This window comes from Longimicrobium sp., assembly GCF_036387355.1.
Taxonomy (GTDB): Bacteria; Gemmatimonadota; Gemmatimonadetes; order Longimicrobiales; family Longimicrobiaceae; genus Longimicrobium.
The window spans coordinates 1-12615 of record NZ_DASVTX010000062.1; the positions used below are offsets into that span (position 1 = coordinate 1).

Annotated in this window: 11 protein-coding genes and 1 pseudogene; 2 read left to right on the top strand and 10 right to left on the bottom strand. The window is 74.7% G+C overall.

The genetic code is table 11. The annotated features are described in order from the left end of the window. Positions 1–6: 6 nt before the first annotated feature. The 4 genes from VF665_RS03015 to VF665_RS03030 form a co-directional block, all read right to left on the bottom strand. On the bottom strand, positions 7–1134 hold the full coding sequence (locus VF665_RS03015; protein ID WP_331051922.1) for a hypothetical protein: 1128 nt from the start codon (positions 1132–1134) through the stop codon (positions 7–9). A 120-nt stretch (positions 1135–1254) separates the two neighbouring features. Continuing rightward, complete coding sequence (locus tag VF665_RS03020; RefSeq protein ID WP_331051923.1) at positions 1255–1440, bottom strand: hypothetical protein; 186 nt, start codon at positions 1438–1440, stop codon at positions 1255–1257. 102 nt (positions 1441–1542) lie between these two features. Then, on the bottom strand, positions 1543–1704 hold the full coding sequence (locus tag VF665_RS03025; protein WP_331051924.1) for a hypothetical protein: 162 nt from the start codon (positions 1702–1704) through the stop codon (positions 1543–1545). A gap of 246 nt (positions 1705–1950) precedes the next feature. Then, positions 1951–4989: a type 2 lanthipeptide synthetase LanM family protein gene (locus VF665_RS03030; protein WP_331051925.1), complete on the bottom strand. Its 3039-nt coding sequence runs from the start codon at positions 4987–4989 to the stop codon at positions 1951–1953. Between the two features lie 213 nt (positions 4990–5202). Here VF665_RS03030 and VF665_RS03035 point away from each other — a divergent pair, with 213 nt between their 5' ends. Beyond that, a complete protein-coding gene (locus tag VF665_RS03035; protein ID WP_331051926.1) occupies positions 5203–5370 on the top strand; it encodes a hypothetical protein in 168 nt (55 codons plus the stop codon). Between the two features lie 270 nt (positions 5371–5640). Next, a complete protein-coding gene (locus VF665_RS03040; RefSeq protein ID WP_331051927.1) occupies positions 5641–5811 on the top strand; it encodes a hypothetical protein in 171 nt (56 codons plus the stop codon). Positions 5812–6090: 279 nt separating this feature from the next. Here the strand turns inward: VF665_RS03040 and VF665_RS03045 are convergent, their stop codons facing one another. From VF665_RS03045 to VF665_RS03070, 6 genes and pseudogenes are all read right to left on the bottom strand, one after another. Then, positions 6091–9360 (bottom strand): type 2 lanthipeptide synthetase LanM family protein, encoded by a 3270-nt coding sequence (locus VF665_RS03045; RefSeq protein WP_331051928.1) that lies wholly within the window; start codon positions 9358–9360, stop codon positions 6091–6093. Positions 9361–9363: 3 nt separating this feature from the next. After that, positions 9364–9531, bottom strand: coding sequence for a hypothetical protein (locus VF665_RS03050; RefSeq protein ID WP_331051929.1), 168 nt, complete (start codon positions 9529–9531; stop codon positions 9364–9366). 151 nt (positions 9532–9682) lie between these two features. Next, entirely contained in the window at positions 9683–10078 is a 396-nt protein-coding gene (locus VF665_RS03055) for a hypothetical protein (protein ID WP_331051930.1), read from the bottom strand. Between the two features lie 64 nt (positions 10079–10142). Continuing rightward, on the bottom strand, positions 10143–10532 hold the full coding sequence (locus VF665_RS03060; protein ID WP_331051931.1) for a hypothetical protein: 390 nt from the start codon (positions 10530–10532) through the stop codon (positions 10143–10145). A 551-nt stretch (positions 10533–11083) separates the two neighbouring features. Beyond that, complete coding sequence (locus VF665_RS03065; protein WP_331051932.1) at positions 11084–11278, bottom strand: hypothetical protein; 195 nt, start codon at positions 11276–11278, stop codon at positions 11084–11086. Between the two features lie 212 nt (positions 11279–11490). Further along, a pseudogene (locus VF665_RS03070) lies at positions 11491–12615 on the bottom strand (hypothetical protein); the annotation flags it as partial.

Genomic DNA, 12615 nt, shown 5'->3' on the forward strand with positions numbered 1-12615 from the left:
CGCGGCTCAGGCGGGAACGAGCAGGGGCTCGCGGCGGGCGGGAGAGGCCGCGCGGCCGGTGGGCGCGACGGGGCGGTTCCAGAACCGGTGGTGCAGCACCAGATAGCCCTTGGCCTCCGGCTCGCCGTCACCATCCAGCACCAGCTTTACGTGGTTTACGCGGCGCAGCACCAGGCTGCGCCACAGCTCGTGCGGAAGCTGGCGCGTGTCGCAGCCGGGAAACGCGGCCAGCGCCGCCGCCTCGTCCTCCGTGCACAGCCCCGCGCCGGCCAGGTGCCGCAGAAAGGCGGCGTCCGGCAGCGTTCCCCGCGCCTGCTCCCTGCGTCCGAACACGTACTCCAGCCCCAGCCGGGGCTGCACGCCTCCGGCCCCGAGGTCCAGGTGCACCAGCGCGGGATCGCGGGCAAAGGCGCCGTCGCGCACGCCGTCCATCTCGTCCAGCAGCCGCACCAGCCGCCCGTACGGGCCGGGCCACCCCGCCGCGCGCAGGTAATCCGCGAGGTCGCGCGCGGCCACGTCCGTCACGCACAGGCGCAGCGTGCCGTCGCCGCGGGGAAGCAGCGACCCGGCGTACAGCACGCGGGCGCCCACCGGCAGCGCGTGAAAGCAGCGGCGCAGCACGGCGAGCCGCGCGTCGTCCAGCGCCGCGCCCAGCAGCGCGCGGAGTGCCGCCTCGGCGCGGGCGCAGCGCGCGGCGGCGCCGCCGGAGGCGCTGGCCGCCTCCGAAAACCCGACGAACACGCCGGGAACAGCGGGGGCGTGCGGCGGGCGCGCGGCCACGTCGAACTCCAGCCACAGGCACTCGATCCACTCGCGCAGGGGCGACCCCGCCTCTGCCCAGCGGTGGCAGAGGCCGATCACCTGACGCCACACCGGCTCCGCCGCCAGCGCCTCCGGCAGCCGCAGCGGGCCCGCCGCGCCGGTCAGGATTTCGCGCCCGGCGCCGTCGATTTCCACGATCAGGTCGGGCGGGCCCGGGCGCCCGCCCAGCCGCCACTCCAGGTAGGTCCAGCGGGTGAGTGCCGCGGGAAGCTGGGCCGCCACCGCGCGCGTGGCCCCGTACGCCCCCGTTCCGGCCAGCGGGGCGGGAAGGTGGGCGGCGAGGCAGTCCAGGGTGTCGGCGAGGGAGATCATCGCGGGCGGGGCGGAGGTTTGAAAACGCGGCAGCGCCGGGGTTCCGGTGCCGCGGGTCCGTACGCGACGCGAGCGGCGCCCCCGGAGGGACGCCGCTCGCGTCGTTCTACCGGCGGCCGGTCAGGCGACGGTGACGATCGGGGTGATGGTCATCATTCCCCCGCCATCGGTCATGGTGTTCAGGGTGTTCAGCGTGTTGCCCGTTCCGCTTTCGCCCCACTGGCAGCCGCCGGCCACCTGCTCCAGCGCGTCGTCGGTCAGTTCGGGCTCGTCGGTGCGCACCTGCGGCTTCTCGTTCTCGGACATGGTCGTGCTCCTGTAGATGCGGGGCGGCGCCCCGGAATGGCGGCGGGGGGAGACGATCTCCCGCCCGCCCGAAAAAATCGCGCGGCGTGGTGCCGGCGCGGCTCAGAGCGTGGGTGTGGTGAGGATCAGGATCGGCTTGGTGACGGTCAGCTGCGGGTCCATCAGCTGGCTGTCGACGGTGCAGCCGCCGGCCACCTGCTCCAGCGCGTTGTCGGCAAGCTCGGGCTCTTCGGCGCGGACCTGGGGCGTCGTGTTCTCAGACATCGGGGATCTTGGAGTGCGGGAGGGGAGAGGGCCTGCGGGGGATGGACAAGGCAACGGCGGGGCCACGCCTTCGCGCCGCGCCAAGCAGTTGCGCCGCATCGGCTTGCCCGCAACCGCGGCGAACGCTCCCTGGTCGTTAGTGGAGCCTGCGCTCCACGCGGTAGAGCCCCGGCTCCATCGCCGCATGCGCGACGGGGAGCCCGCCGCGGGCTCCCCGTCCTCCATCGTCCCCCTCTCCGCCGCGCCTCAGTCCCAGAGCAGCACGGAGGGGATGAGTCCGGGATGGTGCAGCCGCAGCAGCCCGTATCCGATCCCCGCGATCCCCTGAAAGAGGCCGGGGGTGAAGGCGGAATCCAGCGTTCCCGCCGCCCAGGTGCTCCGCCCCGGCGCGCTGGCTGCCAGCTGGTCCCCCAGCGCGCGCGCCTGCTCCGCGAGCGCCGGGCGGCCCAGCGCGTCCGCCGCGCGCAGCAGCAGTTCCGCGCGCCCCATCACCCCGCAGCAGAGCGTGGTGGGGCCCGCCGTCCCCGCGTGGGCCCCGGCCTCCACGGCGCGCAGCAAGTCGCTCTGCACGGCGGATCCGAAGCCGGCGGGCGCGGCCGCGCGCGCGAGCCCGATCCCCGCGGCCCCGTGGCACCAGGCGCAGAGCGGGCGAAAGGTGGGGGGCGCCGCGCGGTCGCCCGCACGGTCCAGCCAGTCGCCTTCCTCCACGCGGGCCAGCGACCGCTCGAACGCGAACGCTTCTTCCGCCGCGCCGTGCAGCGCCGCGTCGCCGGTGACGGCGTGCAGCCGCAGCAGTGCGTGCGCGATTCCCGCCGCGCCGTGGCCAAAGCCGGTGCCCAGGTCGCCGTCGCCCGCGCGGCGCCACGCGCGCAGCCCGGTGGCGGGGTCCGCTTCCCGCGCCGCCAGCAGGCGGTCGCCGCACAGCCGGGCGCGGCGCAGCAGATCGTCCCGCCCCGTGGAGGCGTGCAGGGCCAGCAGGGCCAGCAGCGCCCCCGCCGCCCCGCCGAACACGTCCAGCTCGCGGTCCGCCGTGATCGCGGAGAGCGGGATGGCTCGTGCCGCGTCCAGGGCGGCGGCGCGCAGGCCGTCGTGGTTCAGCAGGCCGCCGGCGCGGAGCAGCCCCCACGCAACGCCGGCCATCCCCTTCACCGCGCCGATCCCCATCCGCCCTGCCATCCGCGCGCGGGTGGACGGATCACCGACGGCGGCGGCGACAGGCGCCAGCGCGCGCAGGGCGAACGCGCGGTGCTCCCCCGCCCCGCCGACGGCCGCGAGTGCGGCCAGAAAGAGGCCGATCCCCGCGCGCCCCTGCCCCAGCCCATCCCCGGCGGGCTCCACCTCGCCCCCGCCCAGCGCGATCCACGACGGCGATCCGGCCTCGTCTACCGCGAGCGCCTCCAGCCAACGGGCGATCTCACCGGCCGCGCCGAGCGCACGCGCCGCCGCCCCGCCGCGCGCCGCGGCCGCGTCGCGCGCCGGCCATCCGCGGATCAGGCGGCGCGACGCGTAGGTGATGCGGATGCAGTGCGCCTGGTCGTCCATCTCCCCCGCGTGCAGCGAACGCAGCTTGAGGATGGCGCGGTCCAGCCCGCTCTCGCCGGCAAACCCCTCCACCGGACCCATGCCGGTGCGCAGCGCAGTGTCGCGCGCGCCCATGTGGAAGGCGGGAACGTCCATCCGTTCCAGCTGCCGCGCCTCGTCGCGGAACGCGGGCCACAGGCGGTGCCGGTCGGGCTGGCGGACGGCGGGACGGAGGAGGACGTCGATTTCGATGCTGCGCTCGGCGCCGCTCTCCAGAAAGCGCGGGGTGAGCGTGCGCTGCAGCAGCGAGCCGTACACCGAGGTGTTGCGAAGGATGACCCGCGAACGGTCCGCGCCGAAGGACGACAGCGGCCCGTCCGCCGCCAGCAGCGCGTCGCGGCCGGCCAGGATGGCGCGGAACGCCTGGCGAAAGCCGCGCTGCACCGCCTGGCCCGCGTCCCCCGTGGCCGGCGCGCCCCGCATCAGCGGCGCGTTGCCGTACCCCGGCCCGCAGTCCACCAGCCCGCCGGACAGGTAGTTGCGCCCGTCCGGAAGCGCCGACAGCCGCGGCAGCAGCCCCGGCGACAGGACGGAGTGGCGCTCGTCCTTGAAGTGCGGCATCCCCGCCGCCCCGCCGAACCCGTCGTCCGCCGCGCGGGCGCGCAGGAGCACTTCCAGGTCGATCAGCACCGGGTGCTCGCCGCAGGCGATGACGTTTTCCATGTGCAGGTCCTCGCCGCCCAGCAGGTACGCCAGGCAGAGCAGCTTTCCGCTGCGCTCGTTGTAGCGCTCCACCGCCGCCTCGTCGGCGCACTCCGCCTGCTGCGCGTACGCCGTCCATCCGTACGTGCCGCGGTCCAGCACCCGCAGGGGCCGCAGCTCCGGGCCTTCAGCCACGCCGTTGAGCCAGTGCGCCACGGCGGCGAACCCGCGCTCCGCGCCCAGCGGGCGGGGCTTGTACACCACCCGCGTCCCGTCCTGGAAGCGGAGGATGGACACGGTGCGGCCGCCCTCGTGCGCGTCTGACAGCCCGGCGCGCGCATCCGCCACCCGCCCCGGATCGCCCGTGCCAAAGGCGCGCCCCAGCTCCGCGCGGTCCGCGGCCAGCCGCGCCAGCAGCTCCGCCGTGCCGCAGACCCAGTCCAGAGCGGCCTGGCAGGCGAGGCGCGCCAGCACGGGATAGCGGACCAGGAGCGCCGCCGTCGCCTTCTCCCCGCCCTCCGCGCGGAACGCGTGCACCGCGCGCTCGGCGAAGTCGCACAGCCGGTGCAGCAGCGCCGCCTCGTAGCGCAGGTGCGCCTCGGGGGCCAGCAGGTCGTGGTGCGCCGCCGCCTCCCTCCGCAGCCGCGCCCGTGCCGCGGCGACGATGGGAACCATCATCTCCGGGTAGAGCGGTGGGGGTTCGCAGGCGGCGAGCAGCGCGTCCGGGTCCATCGCCGGCGCCGCGCACGCTTCCGCCGCGAGCCGCGCCCACTCGGGGAGCGCCGCGCCGGGCGCCATGCGCACCTCGCCCACGGCGCGCAGGGCGGCGGACTCGTCCAGCCCCTCCCACGCCAGCCGGCGGGCGAAGTTCTCGCCGCTGCCGCGCGCCACCAGTTCGCGCCAGCGCGCCAGGCGGGCGCGGGCCAGGGCGGGATCGGCGTCCGGGTCGGGCCCGAACCCGGGGCCCAGGCGCTCGGCGATGCTGGCCGCGCCCGCGACCATGCGGGCAAGCGCGTCGCGGGACAGTCGGGGGCCGGCGGGGGCGATGGGTGACAGGAGCATGGCGCGTAACGGGAGAAATAGAGGAAGAGCGCGATCGGGTGGAGCCACGCCTCTATGCAGCGGGGGCCGGCGGGCGCACCGGACGAGGCAAAGGCTTGCCCCGGGAGCACTTGCGGGATGGCGCAAACCGGCATGCGGGGTGCGTTGGGGCACGTGCCGGGCCAACGGCACCCTCGCTTCCGGCCCGCCCCTCCCCCTCCAGGAGCACACCCCATGTCGCAGAACGAATCCATTCCGTCGCAGGCCGTTTCCGAAGTCGAACTCAGCGAGGACGATCTTGCCTCCGTGGCCGGCGGCACGGACTCCACCCTCAAGCTGATCGTCAACAACGTGGTGACCACGACGACGACCCTGTACAACCTGGTCACCGGCAACGACTGACCGCGGGCTCGCACGCGAGGGTAAGACGGGGGAGCGGCCGCACCGGTGGCCGCTCCCCCGTCGCATTCCCCCCGCCGCGAATAGAGCGCGGCCGCCACCGAGTAGAGCCACGCCCCTATTCCGGGGGCGGGCCCGGCGTGGCGGGCGATGGAAAACGTTGATACCGCGCCGTTCACGCGCGCGCCGGCCGGGGCATGTGCACTGCGTTGAAGGCATGCGCCGGGCCGGACGTCCCGGCCACCTCATTCCTCCCACGCGGGACACCCCACGATGTCGGAAAACGAGCAGATCCAGGAGCAGGCGCAGGCCATCCCGCAGACTGAGCTGGACGAGACGGAGCTGGAAACGGTGGCGGGCGGAACGAGCACGGCGCTCATCATGCCGGCGGTCATCGTCGGGATCGTGCTGCCGCAGTACCAGATCCCGACGACGCAGGAGTAAGGAGCGTCCGCGCCCCGGCGCGCGGGCACGGCTCCGCGCCGGCCGGCCGAGGACTGAAAGCGCCGCCCCCCGGACCGGAGGGCGGCGCTTTCGATTGCGTGGCCGGGGAAAAGTGCGGAACGGTGCACCGGGGACGGAGCCGGTGGGGCCGAAGGAGGCCCCCTCCCCGTCCGTTCGGGCGGACGTTCCGCGGTCGGTGCGGCGATTCCATCCGCTCCCCCATCCGCGGCGAGCCGTCCCCGGATGACGTCCGGCCCCGGGTGCGGGCGGAACCCGCGATCAGATCTCCCAGGCGAGCACGGCGGGGAACCGCTCCGGGTGCGCCGCGCGCAGCAGCTGGTACCCGATCCCGGAAACCCCGGCAAACAGCCCCGGGTGCGTGAACGGCTCCCACCCGGTCCGCCATCCGCCCGTCGCGCGGGCGCGCCGCACCATGGCGCGCGCGGCGTCCTGCCCCTCGCGCACCCACTCCGGACGGTTCAGCGCCGCGCCCGCGGAAAGCAGCAGTTCCACCCGGCCCGCCGCGCCGGCGTGCGCCGCGTCCGAACCCTCCAGCAGGTGCGCGCGCACCACGGTGACGGCCGCCTCCACGTCCGCGCGGATCTCGGCGTCCTCCCCCAAAGCCAGCGCGGGAAGGCGCGCCAGCCCCAGCCCGGTGGCCGCGATTCCCCACCCCGCCAGCGCCTCGGGGCAGCGCCCCAGGTCGGCGCCCAGCAGCATGCGCTCGAACTGGAACGACTGCCGCGCCGCGTCCACGAGCGCGGCTTCGCCCGTGACCGCGGCAAGGCGCAGCAGCGCCGAGGCGATTCCCGCCTGCCCCTGCGCGTAGCCCACGTCGGCGCGCCCGGGCGCCGTCTGCCACAGCCCCAGCTTGGTGGTGGGCTCGATCTTTCGGACGGACATGATCCCCCGCCCCGCCGCCGCCGCGCGGCCCAGCGCGTCCGCGTCGCCGGCGCCGTGCATGGCCAGCAGCCCGGGAATCACCCCGGCCGCGCCGGAGAGCAGGTCGCAGCGGTCCGCCGCCGGGGCCGCGATCCCGTCCAGCAGCCGGGCCAGGCGCCGCCCCGCGTCCGCCAGCCGGTCGTCGTTCAGCCAGTGCGCCAGCCGCGGCAGGGCGTACAGCAGCGAGCCCAGCCCCGTGCCCGCGCCCAGGTCGCGGTCCCGGCGCAGGCGGAACATCGCCTCGTACTCGTGCAGGCGCTCCGTCAGCGGGCGGAGCGCCTCGCGAGCCAGGCCGTCATGGCCGCCGTCCGGGTCCACCTGGTGCAGCGCGGCCAGAAACCAGGCCGTCCCCACGTAGCCGTCCAGCAGGTTGGCCGCGCCGGCGCCCGTGTCCCAGCGGCGCGCCCGCGGCACGTACCCCACCGAAAACCATCCGCCCTCGCCGCCGTCCGGCCCGATGAAGCTCCCGCGCAGCCCCGCGGCGATGGCGCGCGCCTCCGCCAGCGCCAGCTCCGGCAGCGTTCCCTCCACCTCGGGCCCGGCGGAGCGCGGCGCCGTCACCACCGCCAGCTCGCGCGCGGCGTCGGCGCGGAAGGTGGCGTAGATCACCTCCACCTGGCGCGACAGGTCGGCCTCGTTCAGCGACCCCAGCCGGCGCACCGCCTCGCTCCACGCGTCGCGCACGAAGCACCCCTCCGCCTGGCCGCCCGTGACCAGCGGCAGCGCGGTGGAATCGGAGAGCGGCGCAAAGAGCGGCACGTCCATCCGCTCCAGGTCGTGGTGCTCGGCGCGCAGCGCGCCCCACACCGCCGGCTTGCGGCCCAGGCTCACCAGCGGCCGGCTCAGCGCGTCCAGCTGAATGCCGCGCGCCACGCCGTCCACCAGGTGGGTGGGGTGCAGGCAGCGCTCCAGCAGGGTGGCGTACAGGCTGGTGTGGTGCAGGATGAAGCGCACCGGCCGGCCGCGCAGCCGCGACACCGCGCCGTCCGCCGCCAGCAGTTCCGCGCGGTGCGCGGCCAGCAGGCGGTACGTTCGCGCAAAGCCGTCGGCCACGGCGTCCACGTGCTCCCCGGCCGGAACGCGGCGGCCGTCCAGCAGCGCCAGGTTGCCGCCGCACGCGGGGATGGTGGACTTTACCGCGCCCGTTTTCATCTCGTCGGTGTTGCACCCCACCCAGCCGTTCACCATCACCTGCATGGGCCCGGCGGGCGGCGCCTCGCCGCCCAGCGCCCCTGCGTTGGCCGCTTGGCCGGCGGCCGACACCTTCAGGCGGGGCAGCATCTGCACTCCCACCACGCTGGTCTGCAGCGCCGACCGCACGCCCTCGGCGCCAAAGCCCTGCGCCGGAACCTTTTCCACCAGGTCAAAGCGGTGGGAGAGGAGCGTTTCCAGGTCGATGAGCACCGGGTGCTCGCCGGCGCCCAACAGGTTTTCGTAGTGAAAGTCCGTTCCGCCCAGGGCATAGGCCACGGCCAGCAGCGCGCCGCACCGCTGGTAGTAGCGGTCCACCGCGGCCCGGTCGTGGCAGGGCGCCCCCGCCACGAACTCGATCCACCCGTAGCCGGGGCGCTGCACCAGCGCCGGCGAGTGGAGCGCCGGCGCGCCGGGGTGCGCGGCCAGCCAGGCCGCCACTTCGGCAAACGCCGGCTCGAGCGCCAGGGGGCGCGGCTTGTACACCGCCCGCGCGCCGCTGGCAAAGGTGAGCAGGAACACCGAGCGGCCCCCGCAGTGGAAGTCCGAGGCGTCGCAGGTGAGCGACGCGACGGGGCCCACCGGAAGGCCGCCGGCCAGCGTGGCCTGGATGTCCGCCGCGTCCGCCCGCAGGCGCAGCAGAAACTCCGACACCGCCTCCACCCAGAGCGTCGCCGCCGTGCCCAGCAGCCGCGCGGCCACGGGAAACTGCCCGGCAAAGCGCACCATCTCGCCGCGGCGGAATTCATCCACGATCTCGCCGTACATCCCCCCCGCGAACGTTCCGGCCAGCCCCATGGACCGCAGCGACCGTTTTACGCCCAGCCGGGTGAGCAGCGCCTGCGCGCCCGTGCCCGTCACGCGGCGCAGCAGGCTGCGCTCCAGCGCGGCGTGCGCGTCGTCGGCCAGCAGCGCATACGCGTCACCCGCCGCGCGGCGCACCTGCTCGCGCCCCCAGCGCACCAGGGGAAGAAAGACGGGCTCAAAGGGGAGCGGGTCCGCGGCATCCAGCACGCGGTCCGCCGGGGCGCACTCCACGGCGGGCTCGGCCCGCGGCTCCGTGAGCCCGTACGCCTCGTCCAGCGCGCGCGCCCACGCGGGGAGCTCCGCGTCGGCCGGGTCCGGCGCGTGCTCGTCGCTCAGCATGGCCAGCGCCGACGCCTCGTCCAGCCCGTCCCACGAAAGGCGCAGGGCAAAGGCGGCCGCGTCGCCGTTCACCGCGGCGGCGCGCCAAGCGTCCAGGCGGCGGGCCGCCCCGGGGTCGGGCGCGGCGGGCGCGGGCCACGGATGGGCCAGGTACGCGTCCATGCGCTCGTGCAGGGGGCGCGCGCGGCGCACCGTGTCGCGCAGCACGGCCAGCGCGTCCGCCGCGTCGGGCGCGGGGGACAGCGGGGGGGAGAGCGTGGAGGAAGCCACGGTTCAGGAACGACGGAAAGAGAGAACGGCGAGCGCGGCCAGCGAAAGCGCGGCCAGCACGATGAGCCCGGGATTCCATTGCTGGGTGCGGGAGTGCAGCAGGAACAGCCCGGCGAGGGCCAGGACCAGGGCGGCGGCAATGGCGCCCAGCAGAATCTTGTGCGATGCCATGGGGTCTCCGGACAGAGTCGGAATGGGACGATGGACGACGGTCCGCCCGCAAGACGCGGGCGCGCCACGGACGGACCGGGGGGCGTGAAGCCTTGGCTCCACGCCCCCGTGCAGAGCGGGGCGCGAGGCCCCGCTCCGTGGTACCGTTGGATCAGTTGACGATCGCGTAGCCGATCACGGTCAGCGCCGAGCCGATCGCGATGCCGCCGGCCACGAGGCCGATGGCCGCGGCGGCGGTCAGCGTGAAGGGCTCCGAACCACCGGCGACCGCTTCCAGGTCGCTGTCCGACAGCTCAGCCGACACGTCCACGAAGTCCGGCAGCACGATGGTGGCCGTGTTGGCCTGGTTCTCGATGAAGACGATGTCCAGCTCGGGCAGCTCGGCGCCGAAGTACGACGACAGGGCGGCGCGGGGCTCGCTGAGCAGCTGGGCGCGGAACGCCGGGTCGGTCGCGGAGCGGACGAGCACGCCTTCCATGCGCTGGCGAGCCTGCTCGGCGGCTTCCGGGTTGGTCTGCATGATCTCGATGACGGACTGCTGATTCATGGTTGTATCCTCGGTTGGGTAGGGTAGGGTAGTGGAGTTGCGAAAAACAGGATGGGGAGGCGAATCAGTTGCCCAGCGTCATGCCGGCGGCCAGGGCGCCCAGGGCCGCACCGGCCAGGCCCACGCACGCCGCGATCAGGATCACGGTGCCGCTGACGGGCTCGCTGCCGCCGGCAACCGCCTCGAGGTCGCTGTCCGAAAGCTCGCTGGTCGTGACGGCATCCGGCAGCACCAGCGTGGCGGCGGCCTTGCTCTCCACGAAGCGCACGGTCAGGTTCTGGAAGTTCGACGCGTCCGTGCCGGTGAAGTCGGCCAGGGCCTCGGCCGGGTTCTCAACCAGCTTGCGGCGGAACTCGGCGTCGGTCGACGAACGTCCGAGCACGGCGGCCATGATCTCGTCGGCCTTCTGCTGGAACTCGGGATCGCTGTGGTACCGCTCGACGGTGTACTCCATGGTGGTCCTCCACTCAGGTGGGGTGATGATGCGGGAACTGCGGTGTTGCAGGCTCCGCTTGGGGCCGGCAGTCGTCGCCGGCCGGGGTACTCGGTGTGTCGTGCTCCTGCCCGTCTTTTTCCGGATGGGGGTCCGGCTTCTTGTCCGCTACCGGCAGGAACCGTGTCGCCGTTCTTCCCGGACGGCCACTCATAAAGCAACGGGCATACCATTCATGGCACGGCACGCAAGTCATTCTCTTTGCTTGGTTTACATCAAACCACCCCATCCGTACGCCCGTGCCCGATGGAGCCGGCGCTCTACCGGGTAGAGATGCGGCTCCTTTCTCGGATCGTCGGTAAACGATTCTTTTGATTCCACGTTCCCGGGATGTGCCGCGCCCCCCGGCCGGGTGCCCGGGCGCGAGCTTTCGCGCGGCCGCGCGTGAGGAACGGCCGTCACGGGGACGCGGAGGGAATGGCGGGCCCTGATGCGCCAAGTCCCCGGCGCGGGGGCGCCGGGGACTTGGTGGGAGAGCGGGTCAGGCCGGGTGCGCCGGCCGAATGCGCAGCTCAGCTGATGAGCAGGATCGCCGGGTCGATGGGGGTCCAGCAGCCCGGCGGATCCGCGGTGGGGCAGACGGTGGGCTCGGCGATGCAGCCGACGATGGACGTGGGCTGCGTGGTGCCGCCCGCGACGGCTTCCAGGCTGGCTTCGCTCAGCTCCTCGTCGGTGGACGAGACGACCTGCTCGTTCTTCTCGGACATGGCGTTCTCCGGGTGGGAAAGGGGGAGGGTCCTCGGGTGGGAATCGGGACCGTGCCGCCAGAGGCAACCCGCGGGCCGTGCCTCCGCTTCCCGCAATCCGTTGCCGCACAACACCTTCTCCTCGCGCACCCCTCGCCCGCCCCGCCCTTTCTGGAGCGCCCGCGCTACCGGGTAGAGCCGGGGCTCCATCCGGCGCGCGGACGCCCGCCATCCTACTTCACCGTCGCCACGAAGCGCACGCTCGACGGGTCGCCGGCCACCAGCCGGAAGGGGTGGATCTGCACCGTGGGCGCCTGCGAGGCCCCGCTGGAGCGGATCACCACCAGCACGCCGCGGCTCACGCCCATGGCGCCCGCGCTGAAGTACGTGACGCCCACGTGGTACGCGCCGGGCGCCATCCGCTCCGCGCGCACCACCTCGGGCCCGAAGCCCTGCGTGATGTCCTGGTACAGCTCCAGCCCCTGCGCCGTCCGGGGATGCGCGTAGTAGGCCTCCTCGCCGGCCGGGTCCACCACGTGAAGGTCCACGTCGTTGCCGTCCGCCTCCCACGCCAGCGTGACCCGCAGCGCGTCGCGGCGGTTCAGGTCCACGCCGTACTCCGCCGCCTCGCCGCGGATCTCCGCCGCGCGCCGGGGCTCCTTGAGCATCCACGCGCGCAGCACGTAGCCCAGCTCCTCCTTCACCACGCGCTGGGCATCGCGGTACCAGTCGGGGAAGGTGCGGCGGGTGGCGTCCTGCAGCACCCGCGCGGCCTCCTCCTCCCGCCCGTCCTGCCACAGCATCAGCGCCAGGTGCCGGTACCCGTTCACCCGGTCCGGCCGCTGGGCCAGCGCGCGCCGCAGCGGCGTTTCGGCCAGGCGGGCCGCGTTCACGCGAAGGAGCAGGAGCCCCGCGCGCTGCAGCAGTTCCGGCTTGCCATCCGCCACCTCCACCAGCGACCCCAGCGCGCGCTCCGCCTCGTCGCGCCGGTTCAGCCGCAGCGCGGCCTCGCCCCACGCCTCGTACACCTGCGGATTTTCGGGATCGTACGGCTGCCAGTCCACCGCCAGGTCGCGCAGCGCGGCCCAGTCGCCGCGGCCCCAGAGCGCTTCCGCCAGCTGGTTGCGCAGCTCACGGTCGCGCGGGGCGGCGCGCAGCCCGGCGCGGAGGCTGTCCACCCGCGTCACGGACGGGGTCCGGGGGCGCGTCCACTCGGGCGCGCGCGGGCGCGGCGCAGCCGGCGCCGACGCGGGAGCGCCCGCCGGTGCGGCGCTCTCGCTGGGCGGCGACCCCATGGCGGGCGGCAGCGGCTGCTGCGGCACCGACGGGGGCGGCGGCGGCGGGGGCGGCGGCGGCGG

Coding starts and splice junctions, on each gene's coding strand:
- VF665_RS03015 (WP_331051922.1), bottom strand. CDS start 1,134: ATGATCTCCCTCGCCGACACCCTGGACTGCCTCGCCGCCCACCTTCCC.
- VF665_RS03020 (WP_331051923.1), bottom strand. CDS start 1,440: ATGTCCGAGAACGAGAAGCCGCAGGTGCGCACCGACGAGCCCGAACTG.
- VF665_RS03025 (WP_331051924.1), bottom strand. CDS start 1,704: ATGTCTGAGAACACGACGCCCCAGGTCCGCGCCGAAGAGCCCGAGCTT.
- VF665_RS03030 (WP_331051925.1), bottom strand. CDS start 4,989: ATGCTCCTGTCACCCATCGCCCCCGCCGGCCCCCGACTGTCCCGCGAC.
- VF665_RS03035 (WP_331051926.1), top strand. CDS start 5,203: ATGTCGCAGAACGAATCCATTCCGTCGCAGGCCGTTTCCGAAGTCGAA.
- VF665_RS03040 (WP_331051927.1), top strand. CDS start 5,641: ATGTCGGAAAACGAGCAGATCCAGGAGCAGGCGCAGGCCATCCCGCAG.
- VF665_RS03050 (WP_331051929.1), bottom strand. CDS start 9,531: ATGGCATCGCACAAGATTCTGCTGGGCGCCATTGCCGCCGCCCTGGTC.
- VF665_RS03055 (WP_331051930.1), bottom strand. CDS start 10,078: ATGAATCAGCAGTCCGTCATCGAGATCATGCAGACCAACCCGGAAGCC.
- VF665_RS03060 (WP_331051931.1), bottom strand. CDS start 10,532: ATGGAGTACACCGTCGAGCGGTACCACAGCGATCCCGAGTTCCAGCAG.
- VF665_RS03065 (WP_331051932.1), bottom strand. CDS start 11,278: ATGTCCGAGAAGAACGAGCAGGTCGTCTCGTCCACCGACGAGGAGCTG.